Raw genomic sequence first — 14624 nt, forward strand, 5'->3', positions numbered from 1 at the left:
TTTTAAAAACAAATGAAAAATAAATACAGAATATTAAAAATTGCTATCACAGTGATCCTTCTAGGTTTCCTGCTGAGTTTCTCATTGAAGAAATTCGGGGGTCAGAAGATTACGGATAATAAGATTTCTGTAAAAATGAATGAGAAAACTCCGGTGTATTTCATTGATGAAAAAGATATTAGAGCAATTGTAAACAAGGAAAATCCGTCAGGAAAAGTAGGAGACCTTAATATTCCGGCTTTGGAAAAAAAGATCAACTCACTTCCTGCAGTCGACAGTGCCAATGTCTACTTAAACCTCAATGGAAAGCTTAATTTAGACATTAAACAAAGAGTCCCGATTTTCAGGTTAAATAAAGACGGAAAAGACTTTTATGTAGACGAAAGAGGAATTGAATTTCCTATTTCCAAAACCTATTCACATCCTTGTATGCTGGTGACAGGAAATGTGAAAAAAGATGAATACGAAAAATTAGCTGAATTGGTTGCAAAGATTGACAAAGATGATTTCAGCAAAAAATATTTCATCGGAATCGCAAAAGACAATAACGGAGACTACAATCTTCTGACAAGTGAAGGAAATTATAAAGTAGAAATAGGAGATTTAGATAATATAGACCTAAAAGTAAAAGGTTTCAAAGCTTTTGTAGAGAAATATCTCGTTTATCAGGATCCTCAAAAGTACAATATGATTTCTATTAAGTATCAGAATCAGATTGTTACCACATTGAATCCTTATTTTAAAGGTAATGACAGTATTCTAAAAGTTGGCCAATTAGAACTTGCAAAAGTTCCGGCGACTACAGCGGGAAAAAAAACAGAAGCTAAACTTAAAATAGCAGAAGTAAAAAAAGAGACAAAAAAACCAAGCTCAACTTCAAAAAAACCGAAGGAAAGCACAAAGCCAAAGGCAGTAACCAAACCCAAGGCAAAAGAAACAAAAAAAACAGAGAAGAAAACTACGGCAACAAAGCCGAAAGCAAAGGCAAAGGTTAAAATAGAATAAAAAAAATCAAATCGATATAAAACAATGGAAAATCAAGAGTATTCAGTAGGTCTGGACATCGGGACAACAAAGATAGTCGCGATTGTCGGAAGGAGGAATGCACACGGGAAAATCGAAGTTCTCGGTGTTGGTAAGGCCAAAAGTCTTGGGGTTCATAAAGGTATTGTGAATAATATTTCGCAAACCATCAACTCAATCAAGGCTGCTGTGGCAGAAGCACAATCCAGCGCAGGAGTTCCTATCCGTAAAGTGACGGTAGGTATTGCAGGAAAGCACATACGCTCTCTTCAGCACTCCGATTATATTATGCGTGAGCATCCCGACAAATTTATTACAGATGACGACATAGAAGCGTTAAAAGATCAGGTCAAGAAACTGGTCATGCTTCCCGGAGAAGAAATTATCCATGTTCTTCCCCAAGAATATAAAGTAGATTCAGAAGGTGAAATTCAGGAACCTGTCGGGATGCACGGAAAGCGTCTTGAAGCCAATTTCCACGTTGTTGTGGGACAAATGGGCAGTATCCGAAACATTGCAAGATGCGTAAGAGAAGCAGGTCTGGAAATGGAAGCTCTCACATTAGAGCCTTTAGCATCTTCAGAAGCTGTACTTACAAAAGAAGAGAAAGAAGCAGGTGTTGCCATCGTTGATATTGGTGGCGGTACTACAGATATCGCAATATTTAAAGATAATATCATCCGTCATACATGCGTCATTCCTTACGGTGGCGGGATCATTACGGAAGATATTAAAGAAGGCTGTTCAATCATCGAGAAACACGCAGAACAACTGAAAGTAAAATTCGGTTCTGCTGTTCCCGAATTAGAGAAAGACAGCACATTTGTTACTATTCCAGGACTTCACGGAAGACCCGATAAAGAAATTTCCCTGAAAACTTTAGCTCAGATTATCAATGCGAGAGTGGAAGAAATTCTTGAAATGGTAAATACAGAATTAAAGGCTTACGGAGCTTTTGAACAGAAGAAAAAACTGATTGCAGGGATTGTTCTTACGGGTGGTGGATCAAATTTGAAGCATCTTCGTCAATTAGCTAATTATACAACAGGTTTTGATAGTAGAATTGGTTTTGCAAATGAGTATATTGCTAATGATAAAAATCAATATCTAAAAGGTCCTGAATTTGCAACTTCTATTGGATTATTAATGGAAAGTTTAAAAATCAGGGATAAAAAACCTGTCATAATAGAAGAAGAACTCGTTCAGGAAAAGCCCAAGCAGGAAACTGCAACAACAGTAGCTGAAAATAATGCAGTTACGCAGCAGACGGCTCCGGTTCAGGAACAGGAAGTTCTGACTCAACAACAGGAAAATAAAAGAGCGGCAAGATTAACTTTCGGGCAGTCGCTTATGGAAAAAGTAAAAAAATTCTTTGAAGAAGTAGAATAGTAAATACAGATATTATGGAAAATATAGGTACACAAGGATTTTCATTTGATTTGCCAAAAGGAAATTCATCGATCATAAAAGTAATTGGTGTTGGTGGCGGTGGAAACAATGCGCTGAAACACATGTACGAAAAAGGAATTCACGGGGTAGATTTCGTGATTTGTAATACAGATGCTCAGACTTTAGATAATAACCCGGTTTCAAACAAAGTACAGTTGGGAACTACCATCACAGAAGGGCTTGGCGCTGGTGCCGATCCTGAAGTTGGTGAAAAATCAGCGATTGAAAGTATTGAAGAGATCAAAGCAGCCATGGGACAAAACACCAAAATGGTCTTCATCACTGCCGGAATGGGCGGTGGAACAGGAACCGGTGCGGCTCCTGTTATTGCTAAGGTTGCTAAAGATATGGGAATCTTAACGGTAGGTATCGTTACCGTTCCTTTCAGTTTTGAAGGTAAAAGAAGACTGGAGCAGGCTGAATTAGGTCTTGATAAATTAAGAAATAACGTTGATTCATTAATTGTAATCAATAACGATAAACTAAGACAACAGTTTGGTAACCTTGGATTCAAACAGGGATTCTCAAAAGCCGATGAAGTTTTAACCAACGCTGCAAAAGGTATGGCAGAGGTTATTACGGGTTACTTTGATGTAAACATTGACTTTAGAGATGCTAAATCTGTCCTTCAAAACTCCGGTACGGCTTTGATGTCTACAGGTACAGCTTCAGGTGAAAATAAAGCGGATGAAGCGGTAAGAAAAGCATTGGATTCACCATTATTGAATGACAATAAAATTACAGGTGCTAAAAATGTACTATTGTTGATCAGAAGCGGTAAAGAAGAGGTTACAATGGACGAAATCGGTATCATCATGGATCATATCCAGAAAGAAGCGGGACATACCGCCGATATCATTTTCGGGGTGGGTGCTGATGAGGAATTAGGAGATGCAGTAAGCGTTCTTGTTATCGCTACAGGTTTCTCTAATGATGATAAAAAATTCGCTGGACCAACAGAAAAAATCAGAATCAGTCTAAATGATAAATTAGATTCAAATAAAACTTCTCCTTTCAAAACAAGAGAAGAAAGAGAGGTTGCTCCTGAGCATGGATATGATTTTGGGGGAAAAAATCTTTTCAGATTGGATGATGAAGACCATGACACGCCACAGTTCAAGTCTGTCTCTACTGAAAAAAAAATGATTATCGAGGATGAAGAGGTTAAAACTGAAATAAAATTCTCTGATAGAGAGGAAGATACATTAGACAGCCCGATCCAGACTTGGAGAAATGATGATGAAGAGCAGGATGGCTACAGTCTGTTCGCTTTTGATGAAGATAATGATCCTAATGACCTGGAGATTCAATCTTTCTCATTCGAAACAGAAGAAAAGAAACAAGAACCTAAAACAAATATTTCTACGAATTCTTATTCTGAAGAAAAACCTGTTGAGTTCAGTTTCTTCGTAAACGAGCCTGTCAATGAGCCTAAAACTGATTTCGGACAGCCAAAAGCAGAGTTTAGCACTCCAACGAATACAGTATCTCAAGTCATAGAAGAAGCTCCAAAGGTGGAAAGTTTCTACCAGCCAAAGGAAGAAATAAAAACTGAAGAAAGACCTTCTTATGAAAATAGAACAGAGATTGAAACTCCAAAATCTGCTGAAAGTGAATTCACCTTCGTGAACAAAACTGCAGATCAGGAAAGAGTTGTAGAAAGAAGAAATAAATTAAAAGAATTCAATTCCCGTTACCAAAGCTTTGATAGCGCAAGTGAATTCGAATCTGTTCCTGCTTTCAAGAGAAAAAATATTTCTATTGACGGAACCAATGCTTCAGATCAAAATATCAACACGTATTTGTCTGAAAACAACGGTTCTATGCAAGTAAGAGAAAACAGATTTTTAAATAAAGATGTAGATTAAGATAATATAACAATGTAGAAATGTACCAATGTAACAATACCAATCGTCACGTTAGCTTGTCAAAGCATTCAAAATTGGTAAACTGTTACATTGATACATTGTTAAATTTAAAACTATGAGTTTAGAAATTATAATTAGCGAAGCAATAAAAACAGCAATGAGAGCAAAAGACAGAGTAGCTCTGGATTCTCTTCGTGCTGTGAAATCTCAGATCCTACTTCTAAAAACAGAAGCTAGAGGTGCAGAAGTTTCAGAAGACCAGGAAATTGCTATTTTACAGAGAATGATCAAACAACGTAAGGATTCTTACGAACAGTTTTCTGCACAGGGCAGAAATGACTTGGCTGAAGTAGAAGATGCTCAGATGAAAGTTATTGAGAAATTCTTACCTCAACAGCTTTCTGCGGAAGAACTGGAAGCTGAAATGAAGAAAATTATTTCAGAAGCCGGAGCCGAATCTATAAAAGATTTAGGAAAGGTAATGGGAGTTGCCTCAAAAACATTTGCCGGAAGATCTGATGGAAAGAGTATTTCCGAGATGGCAAAAAAACTCCTTTCGTAGCTGTCGGTTGATTGTTTGTTGAAATTTTTAACCATCAACCAAAAACCATCAACACATTTTATAAGGATATCCAACCTTTGCATATCGATTTGATTAAGAAGCCCGAAACTTTTCCAGTTTCGGGCTTCATTTTTATCCTGAGATATTCAATATTTTTATGATTCTAAAAGAAAATTGAATATTTCATTAAATTGAGGGAAAAATGTAAATGTTTTTTTCATGGCTATCGTTTTCAGAATCATTTCAAATTTAACATTTATTTCTGATTATTCATACTTTTATTTCATTAATTTAACAATATTATTAAATTATTAATATATCGTTAATTTTCTTTTACTAACAGCTTGATAGTTATTATATATTGAAGAAAAGTAAAGAATTGTTTAACTTTGCATAGATTAAAAAACAAAAATATGTATCCAACAGATTTAGTAATGCCTATGAAGGCAGAACTTACAGATAAAGGTTTCCAAGACTTAGCAACACCTACACAGGTTGAAGAAGCATTAAAACAATCAGGAACTACTCTATTGGTGATCAATTCTGTTTGCGGATGTGCAGCAGGAGCAGCAAGACCAGGAGTTGTATATTCTTTAACAGGAGAGAAAAAGCCTGATCATTTAACGACTGTTTTTGCAGGTTTTGATACAGAAGCTGTAGCTGAAGCTAGAAAGCATTTGGCACCATTCCCTCCAAGCTCACCATGCGTGGCTCTTTTCAAGGACGGAGAATTGGTTCACATGCTGGAAAGACACCACATTGAAGGAAACCCTGCAGGAGCAATTGCAGCAAACCTTCAGGCTGCTTATGACGAGTATTGCTAAGAAACAATAAATCCAAATACTAAACCGTTACAAAATTTGTAGCGGTTTTTTTATTTATCGCAATAAAATATTCTTAGAAAAGTCAAATATCATTATATTTGGGAATGGCAACGAAAGCACTATTCAATACTGTGGTCAACTGGTTCATCCGCCAAAGGATAGATCAGATACAGAATTTTATGGATCATCCTATTGAAACACAAAAAGGGATCTTATTCTCTCAATTGTTTCATTCTGAGGACACTGAGTACGGTAGAAAGTATGGTTTTAACTCCATTTCAAGTTATCAGGACTTTAAAAATAAGGTTCCTATCGTTACGTATGAAGATTTTGAACCTTATATTGAAAGAGCCAGACAAGGTCATAAAGACGTAAGCTGGCCCGGCTACATCAAACATTTTGCGAAATCTTCGGGAACAACCAATGCAAAAAGTAAATTTATTCCCATTTCTGCCGAAAGTTTAGAATACTGCCACATGAAAGCAGGAAAAGATATGGTTTCAATTTACGCCAACAATCATCCTGAAAATCAACTGTTTACCAATAAAAATTTACGTTTAGGCGGAAGTTCAGAGCTATATGCCGATTTTAACACAAAATTTGGCGATTTATCTGCTATTTTAATCGACAATCTCCCTTTTTGGGTAGAAATTACCACGACTCCAAGTAAAAAGGTTTCGTTGATGGGTGAATGGGAAAGTAAACTTAAAGCCATTACTTCTGAGGTTAAAAATGAAGATGTAGGAAGTATTTTAGGTGTTCCAAGTTGGATGATGGTTCTTTTGCAGAGAGTTTTAAATGAAACTGAGGTTAAGAATATTTCAGAATTATGGCCGAATCTGGAAGTGTTTTTTCACGGCGGAATTAGCTTTAAACCTTACAAAGAGCAGTTTCAGCAGATCATTGGAAAGAAAATCAATTATTACGAGATTTACAACGCCTCTGAAGGCTTCTTTGGAATCCAGGACAGACCGGATAGTGACGAAATGCTGTTAATGTTGGATTATGGTATTTTCTACGAATTTATCCCGATGGATGAGTTCCATTTTTCAAATCCAAAAGTCGTAAGCCTGGAAGATGTTGAAGCCGGAAAGAACTACGCCATGGTGATTACTACCAATGGTGGTTTATGGAGATATTTAATTGGCGATACGGTTGTATTTACCTCAATAAATCCTTTCAGAATTAAAATTACGGGAAGAACGAAACATTATATTAATGCTTTCGGAGAAGAACTGATGATTACCAATGTAGAATCGGCTATTTCTAAAGCCTGCCAAACGACAGGAGCCAGTATCACCGACTTCACAGGAGCCCCGGTTTTCATGAAAGAAAATGAAGGCGGCGCTCACGAGTGGATCTTTGAGTTCAGTGAAAAACCAAGCAATTTAGAGCATTTCATCGACTGTTTTGATCAGCATTTGAAGACCGTCAATTCAGATTATGAAGCCAAAAGGTATAATAATATAACGCTGAAAAGACCGATTGTACATATCGCCAGGCCAAACCTATTTTATTGCTGGCTGGAATCCAAAGGAAAATTGGGCGGCCAAAATAAAGTCCCAAGATTAAGCAACGACAGAGAATACATCGATCCTTTATTGGAATTGAATAAATAAAAAAACCGCAGATTCTTCTGCGGTTTTAATGTATTACTTATTTAAGTCTTCTTTTAATTTCTTAGCGGCATCTTCCACTTTCGAAGCGCCTTTTGCAGCGGCTTCTTTTGCATCCCTGCCTACTTTATTTGCCTCAGTTTTGATATCCTGGCCTGCTTTGTGAAGATCTTGTTTTGTCTTATCAGCAGTTGCATCAATTTTATCTTTCGCTTTCTGAGCAGCATCATCAATCTTGTTTCCGGCTTCGTCAACTTTTGCTTTAACGTCTTCTTTAGCTTTATTGATTTTTGCAGTATCAACAACGTCAACTCCATTTTGGCTTACCGTAGTTGTAGTTGTTGTTACAGAACCATCAGGATTTTCAGTTGTTTCTGATTTTGTAGTTGATTTTGTGCATGATACAACAAGTGCTGAAATCATTAATGCTGCTAAAATTTGTTTTTTCATTGCTTTATATTTTTTAATGAGTTTTAAAATTTAACTGTTTTTATTCTGTTTTTGTTGTAGTTGAAGGAGTTTCTGCAGCATTTTTTTTCTTCTCTTCATCGGTTTTCTTCTTTTCCTCGTCCTGTTTCTTTTTATTTTCTTTGTCTAATTCTTCCTTAATTCTCTTTTCTTCAGCCTGAAGTTTTATAGCTTCTTTCACAGAATCCTGATACTTTTGAGAAGACATTCTTATCTGCCGTACAATATCCACAGAAGTTGCTCCCGCAGAAAAGGAATCAACAGCAACCGTATCATAATGCACTTTTACTTCCTGATTTGTGTCAAAATTAGCCGGTTCCTGCTTAGAACAGGCACTTAATAAAACAAGAAAAGCAAGGATTGCAAAAACTAAATTTTTCATGGAACTAATTTAGCAGAAATTCCGCAATTACAGGATAGTGATCCGATAATTTCACAGAATTATCGACTTTATAGCTTAAAGGAATAATTGATTTTGAACTGAAAATATAGTCAATTCTCAAAGGCACTTTATAATCATAAAAGCTCGAAGAGCTTCCGCTTCCGGCAGATAAAAAGGCATCCTGAAGGTCTTTGCCCAAATTATAATATTCATAAGAATTGGGAACAGAGTTAAAATCTCCCGCTAAAATCACAGGATAAGGCGATAAATCTACCGCTTTTCTGATTCTTCTGATTTGATCTTCGTGTGCTTTAAAAGTAGGAATCATGTGCGAAAGAAGTGTACTTATTTTTCCTCCTTCCTTACCAAATCCATCAAATGAAAGCATCGACTTATGAAGCCTGAAAGGTTCCAAATAAACATTTACAACTCTGATAATCTTTCCGTTGATGTCAATATCTGCATAGAATGAATTTCCACGGTCTTTTTCTTCAACAAGATTTTCCTGTCTTACGATTTTATGCTTGGTTTTTAAAATTACCGAAGGATACTTGATCAAATCATCTCTCAACGCTGTCTTCGTATCTCTTTCCTGAACCAGAATAATATCTGCATCCTGATCTGAAATATATTTTTTCACTTTGTCCCACCCAAAATCACCATATTTAACATTGAAAGTTAACACCTTAATATCTCTAATTGATTTTGAATTTTCGTTTTTAGGGGTAAAATTTACCCATCTTCTGATTGGATTGTAAAAAATAAATGTACTTAAAACAAAAGCAACAGCTATTTTTTTTCTTTTGATAACCCAAACGAGCGTTAATAAAACATGTATAAAAATAAGGTAGGGAAACCCAAGAGAAAGCAGATTAAGATTTCCAAACAAGTTAGGCGGAATCCATGCATTTCCTAGTGTGGCTAGCAATAAAACAATGATGATAATATGGAAAAACAACAGGATCTGGCTCGGCTTCATGAAATAACGGTCTTGGGTACACTTTTTTTAAGCAAAAACCCTACCACGTTAACTTTTTTAACTTATTTTATGAATACGCTAGTCTAATTTGAATGTTGCCACTACGGGATAATGGTCTGAAATTTTTACAGAACGGTCAACTTTATAAGTGATCGGCTGTACCGATTTTGAGGTGAAAATATAATCAATTCTTAGTGGGAATTTATAATCGTGAAAGCTTGTTCCGCTTCCTTTTCCAACTTCCAGAAAAGCGTCTTGCAATCCTTCTGAAAGGTGATAATATTCGTAAGAATTGGGAACAGAATTAAGATCTCCCAATAGAATTACAGGATAGGGCGAATTCTCAATTCCTTTTTTAATATCAGAAACCTGATCTTGGTGCATTTTAAAAGTTGGAATTAATCTTTTAACAACATTTTTCAGCTTTTCTTCATCTTCATCACTGTTTCCATTAAGTTTTACCATCGCTTTTTCAAACTTAAATGGTTGAAGATAAACATTGATAAACCGATATATTTTTCCTTTTATTTCTATATCGGTCTGTGTTGCGTAAGCGTTGTTGGTAAAATAATCGCTATTGATAAGTTCTTTTTGATCAATAACTTTATACTTTGTAAACACGGAAACAATATAATTTCCGCTTATATTCTTCAAACCATTAAAATGATATTCTTTACCTCCTTTTTCCTGCAGAAAAACAAGATCTGCGTTAGAAGAATTTACATAATCATCAATGTTTTTTATTCCTTTTAAACCTCCTTTTGCATTGAAAGTGAGTATTTTGAGATTGGCAATTTCTTTTTTATCGGAAGAAAAATTCACCCATCTTTTTACCGGATTTGTGAAAATCAATCCTAACAACATAAAAACGAAAGCTCTTTTTTTCCAACTAAAGATCCAGAAAAAGATCAATACAACATAAGCAACCATTAAAATAGGAAATCCTAATGATAACAAATTAAACCAAGGAAATATCTTTGGCGGAACATACGCATTAAGCAACATCCCCAATAAAAGAAGGAATATCCCGACGTGCAGTACTAAAAATATGAGACGAAGAATTTTCACAAGAGAAATTTAGTTGAATCTGTATAAATGTTTTTTCCAGATCCATGCTAACAAAAATCCTACCAAAGCTCCACCGACGTGTGCGAGATGGGCAACACCTCCTCCACTTCCTGAAACACCCAGCCAGATAGAAACAATAATTACGACTGGCATTAAATATTTAACTTTAATTGGAATTGGAATAAACATCATGGCAATTTTTGAATCTGGATATAGTGTTGCAAAAGCAGTAACAACACCAAAAATTGCTCCAGAAGCACCTATCATTGGTGTTCTTAATAATGTATAGTATTGGCTTGATAACGCCTGTCCTTCGGTAGTTGTAGCACTTATATTTAGATTTCCCACATAGTCAATTGCTGCTTTAGGATAAATCTCAGAAGCACTTAGTCCTAAACTTTCCAAACCTGAAATAATTTGCTGAGCTTCAACAAAATTCCATAGATTAAACAGAAAAAATGCTCCTAATCCGCTTACGAAATAAAGAATTAAATATTTTTTATCTCCCAGAGATTGTTCCAAAATAGGTCCGAAACTCCATAAAGTAAACATATTGAATAAAATATGCATGAATCCTCCCGTTTCTTTCATAGGCGCGTGCATAAACATATGTGTAATAATTTGCCACGATTTAAAGTTTGGAGAAAAAGGATAAAACCCTGAAAGCGTGTTATATAAATTTTGAAACACAAAATTAGTTATCACATAAAAAATAATATTTATAATGATAATATTTCGTGTAATTGGAGGTATATTATTAAACATGTTCTTTAAAATTTATTCTTAAAATCATTGAACGGAATCTCATAAAAACATCGTTTCCCGTTGGGTAAAAACTCAGGAAAACCTAATGCTGTGAAGTCTTTTATCAATTGTTCCGCATCTTTTTTATATATAAAATCAAATCTTGATTTAGACTGCATTTTACTCCATTGATTATTATAGAAATGCAAAAACTCATCTTCCGTTTTATACTCTAAAACATCGAACAGATCTTCAAGGAATTTCATTACCTGTGTTTCTTTCAATCCTTCAGGAACAGCATCAATTCTCAGTACATTTTCGTGAGCAACCTTCGTATCAAAACCAAGTTCGGGAAGGAATTTTTTAATTGATTTATACTTATTCTTCTCAATCTCGTTCATGTGATATTCCAGAGAAAAAAGAAGAGCATGGCTGTTTGTTGTCCCTTTTCTTACAGGCTTATTACCCTCAGAAACCATTAACCTGTGCATTCTTCCAAGATCCAGCATCAATGTTCTGTCCCCTTTGTTGAATAACCAATATCCATTCGGAAGCCTCATCAGATCTTCATCGAAATCTTCATCTTCAAACAAATTAATTTTTGAAGGTTCTGCAGCAATATTTTGGTGATACATATCCGCCAAATTCTGGATGTCAGCCTGTTTCACCACTCTTTCCTCCAAAAACGGATTATAATCTTTATCTACAATAATTTCCGGCATTTTAACATTTATGCTGTTTGCCTTGCTTGGAAACGCTTTCTGCATCATTTGATCCAATTGCGGATCTTTTTCAAAATCCAGACTTGGAGCAACATTATAAATTCCTAAAGATCTTTTAATGGTTGATCGAAGCAAAGCAAAAATAAGATGCTCATCTTCAAACTTAACCTCTGTTTTCTGCGGGTGAATATTAACGTCAATTTTTTCAGGATCAAGATCTAAGAAAAGAAAAAATGTAGGAATATATCCCGGCAAAAGCAATCCTTCAAACGCTTCCTGAACCGCTTTATTGAAATATGGACTTTTAAAGTATCTTCCGTTCACAAAAAGAAACTGCTCCCCTCTTGTTTTTTTGGCTCCTTCGGGTTTGGCAACAAATCCGTGAAGCTTACACCAAGTAATATCTTCCTTGATCGGAATAAGCTGCGGCTGTAATTTTCGTCCGAAAATATCAACAATACGCTGCATCTGGCTTCCTTTTCTTAATCTAAAAACAGGATCATCATCATGAAACAGAGAAAACTCTAAATTTTCATGAGCTAAAGCCACACGCTGGAATTCGTCGATCACATGACGGAATTCTATATTATTATTTTTAAGGAATTTTCTTCTTGCGGGAACATTATAGAAAAGGTTTTTAACTAAAAAATTAGAACCTTCCGCCGTTTGTGCAGGATCCTGAAACTGAAAAACTCCGCCTTCAATGTAAATATTAGTTCCGATGCCCGCTTCTCTCTGTTTAGTCTTTAACTCAACCTGAGAAACCGCTGCGATAGAAGCCAGCGCTTCACCACGAAACCCTTTTGTAGCAATTTTAAATATATCTTCGGTTCCTTTGATCTTGGAGGTAGCGTGTCTTTCGAAGGCCATTCTTGCATCAGTCTCAGACATTCCTTTTCCATCGTCTACAACCTGTATCAGATTTTTTCCGGCATCTCTGATGATGAGCTCAATTTTACTAGCATCTGCATCTATAGCATTCTCCAAAAGTTCTTTCACTATGGACGCAGGTCTCTGCACCACTTCCCCTGCCGCAATTTGGTTGGCTACATGATCCGGTAAAAGCTGAATAATATCTGACATAAACGTTAAATCGACTTACAAAAATAGTCAATGAAAACGGTAATAAAAACATTAAAACCGTGAATTACAATTTAATTATCAACAAATCAACAATCTTGCCGTAAATCATCCAGATCAACATCCGTGATTAATAAAGGTTTTCTTAAAATACAATCCTCTAATTGCATTACACAAATAGAGGATTGATTCACAGCTAGTTTACACAAAATTAATATTGATATACTTGATATTTTATTGAACTTAATCTTCAAATACCAATTTTCTTTTTTCCTGTCTTTTTTCTTTTATTTCCGGAATACCGTGGATCTTGTCATATAAATATGCCACAAGGTTCGGTTTTCTATAGATTTTACTATATCGATACTGCGTTTTAAAGTGTCTGATATGAATTTTATACATATCATATCCAATGACCACCAAAAGACACAGACTGATCACATAAAACACTCTGAATTCCAGATAGTAATACGTTAATCCAGAGAAAACAGCTCCCAAAACATAAGCAAACATAATACTCGTTAGCAGTTTTGCTCTTGCGATCAATTCTCCGTTTTTTCTAAACTTTTTCTGCGTAAACATCGAGAAAAGGATCCCCAAGTCGGTTGTTGTTCCGGTAAGGTGGGTTGTTTTTACTGAGAAGTTGGATATACTAGCCGTTAAACCATTCTGCAAACCTGTTGCAAAAAGCATTAACGATACCAAAAACTCCGTTTCTTCTAATGTTCTTCGATAAAAAAACTGTCCGTAAACTCCCACAAACAATAAACAAAGTATTTCTAATACGATCGGCATTGAGTGCGCAAAATATTTACTTTTTTTATTGAAATTAATGACAATAAAATTGGATACAAAACCTCCGAAGAAGAACAGGAAGATCCAGCCTCCCACGACTGCCACCTGCGCCCAGTTTCCTTTGCTTATTTCTGCTGCCAAAATGGCGTAATGTCCTGTTACATTTGAGGTAAAAGAGAGAAATATTAATAGAGATGCTATATTTATAGTCCCCGCCGTGAAGGCAGTCAGTGTCCCCAACCTGATGTTGTCTCCCAATGTCCTGCTGTTACTATAATTTCTTAACATGTTTTAAATTTTAGAATGTTGTATTTTATTTTAGACCTCAACAAAGATCTCGGCAAGCCTTCCTCTTTCCGGAAGTCTTTCAGCAGTCTCAATTCTTATTTCCTGAGTTTGCAGATCTTTGCATTTTTTGATGTAAGGAGCGATGTCGAATTTCCCTTTTCCTTTGCTTTTTATCGCCGGAGAATAATAAGCTTCCTCAATATTTTCTGCATTCACATAATTATTGAAAGCTCTTTGAAAGCTTCCCGTAAAAATGTCGCAGACGATTTTATTAATCAGGCGAGGATATTTATTTTTGATGATTCCGTAAGCATCAACAAACTCCTGAGGCCTTATTTTATTGAAGACTGTACTTTTGGTCATAAACAAAAGATCTCTGATAGAATCTCCCATCTCATAACCTGACACCAACAAAATGTTGTATTGAATCTCCTCTGCTCTTGCATCCTTCTCTTTCAGTACTTTTTTCAATATATTCAAAGACTCAAGAGAGTAATCTGTGGCAATTAAAATTGTTTTGGTCATATCTTTAAGATTTAGTTTTGTTTTTATCTTTTTTGATACTACAAAACTATACTCACCAAATTAGAAGCTCTTTGGAATAGAATTAAAATGTGATTAAAGAGATTAGAATGAGATTAGAAAATTGTTAAGAGAAATTAATATTGGAGGAATTTCTGATTGACTTTTAATAAAAAGTTAGCTCAAAGCTTCTATTACTAAAGCTTTTGCAGAATTTTATTAAGATGCTTCGAC

Annotated in this window: 14 protein-coding genes; 6 read left to right on the top strand and 8 right to left on the bottom strand. The window is 35.4% G+C overall.

From position 1 onward, the window contains the following. The first annotated feature begins 12 nt into the window (after positions 1-12). From BT156_RS08765 to BT156_RS08790, 6 genes are all read left to right on the top strand, one after another. The gene (locus BT156_RS08765; RefSeq protein WP_072409226.1) at positions 13-1005 is read left to right on the top strand and encodes a cell division protein FtsQ/DivIB; all 993 of its coding nucleotides are present in this window, start codon (positions 13-15) and stop codon (positions 1003-1005) included. Positions 1006-1029: 24 nt separating this feature from the next. Then, positions 1030-2412, top strand: coding sequence for a cell division protein FtsA (gene ftsA, locus BT156_RS08770; protein ID WP_072409228.1), 1383 nt, complete (start codon positions 1030-1032; stop codon positions 2410-2412). Positions 2413-2426: 14 nt separating this feature from the next. Then, a complete protein-coding gene (gene ftsZ, locus BT156_RS08775; RefSeq protein WP_072409230.1) occupies positions 2427-4340 on the top strand; it encodes a cell division protein FtsZ in 1914 nt (637 codons plus the stop codon). Between the two features lie 115 nt (positions 4341-4455). Then, positions 4456-4902 (top strand): GatB/YqeY domain-containing protein, encoded by a 447-nt coding sequence (locus BT156_RS08780; RefSeq protein ID WP_066759607.1) that lies wholly within the window; start codon positions 4456-4458, stop codon positions 4900-4902. Positions 4903-5315: 413 nt separating this feature from the next. Further along, positions 5316-5726, top strand: coding sequence for a BrxA/BrxB family bacilliredoxin (locus tag BT156_RS08785; protein ID WP_072409232.1), 411 nt, complete (start codon positions 5316-5318; stop codon positions 5724-5726). A gap of 104 nt (positions 5727-5830) precedes the next feature. Then, positions 5831-7345, top strand: a complete 1515-nt coding sequence (locus BT156_RS08790; protein WP_072409234.1) for a GH3 auxin-responsive promoter family protein — start codon at positions 5831-5833, stop codon at positions 7343-7345. 33 nt (positions 7346-7378) lie between these two features. On the opposite strand, the gene BT156_RS08795 is transcribed toward BT156_RS08790, so the two are convergent. The 8 genes from BT156_RS08795 to BT156_RS08830 all read right to left on the bottom strand — a co-directional run bounded on the left by BT156_RS08795 (position 7379) and on the right by BT156_RS08830 (position 14393). Beyond that, positions 7379-7792: a hypothetical protein gene (locus BT156_RS08795; RefSeq protein ID WP_072409236.1), complete on the bottom strand. Its 414-nt coding sequence runs from the start codon at positions 7790-7792 to the stop codon at positions 7379-7381. Positions 7793-7832: 40 nt separating this feature from the next. Next, on the bottom strand, positions 7833-8192 hold the full coding sequence (locus BT156_RS08800; protein ID WP_072409238.1) for a hypothetical protein: 360 nt from the start codon (positions 8190-8192) through the stop codon (positions 7833-7835). A gap of 4 nt (positions 8193-8196) precedes the next feature. Beyond that, on the bottom strand, positions 8197-9171 hold the full coding sequence (locus BT156_RS08805; RefSeq protein WP_072409240.1) for an endonuclease/exonuclease/phosphatase family protein: 975 nt from the start codon (positions 9169-9171) through the stop codon (positions 8197-8199). 78 nt (positions 9172-9249) lie between these two features. After that, positions 9250-10239, bottom strand: coding sequence for an endonuclease/exonuclease/phosphatase family protein (locus BT156_RS08810; protein WP_072409242.1), 990 nt, complete (start codon positions 10237-10239; stop codon positions 9250-9252). A gap of 9 nt (positions 10240-10248) precedes the next feature. After that, positions 10249-10848 (bottom strand): rhomboid family intramembrane serine protease, encoded by a 600-nt coding sequence (locus BT156_RS08815; RefSeq protein ID WP_394332863.1) that lies wholly within the window; start codon positions 10846-10848, stop codon positions 10249-10251. A 161-nt stretch (positions 10849-11009) separates the two neighbouring features. Beyond that, entirely contained in the window at positions 11010-12788 is a 1779-nt protein-coding gene (gene mutL, locus BT156_RS08820; RefSeq protein ID WP_072409246.1) for a DNA mismatch repair endonuclease MutL, read from the bottom strand. 240 nt (positions 12789-13028) lie between these two features. Continuing rightward, positions 13029-13868, bottom strand: a complete 840-nt coding sequence (locus tag BT156_RS08825; RefSeq protein WP_072409248.1) for a YoaK family protein — start codon at positions 13866-13868, stop codon at positions 13029-13031. A 30-nt stretch (positions 13869-13898) separates the two neighbouring features. After that, the gene (locus BT156_RS08830; RefSeq protein WP_072409250.1) at positions 13899-14393 is read right to left on the bottom strand and encodes a hypothetical protein; all 495 of its coding nucleotides are present in this window, start codon (positions 14391-14393) and stop codon (positions 13899-13901) included. Positions 14394-14624 lie beyond the last annotated feature (231 nt).

The sequence above is a fragment of the Chryseobacterium limigenitum genome (assembly GCF_900114875.1).
Lineage (GTDB): Bacteria > Bacteroidota > Bacteroidia > Flavobacteriales > Weeksellaceae > Chryseobacterium > Chryseobacterium limigenitum.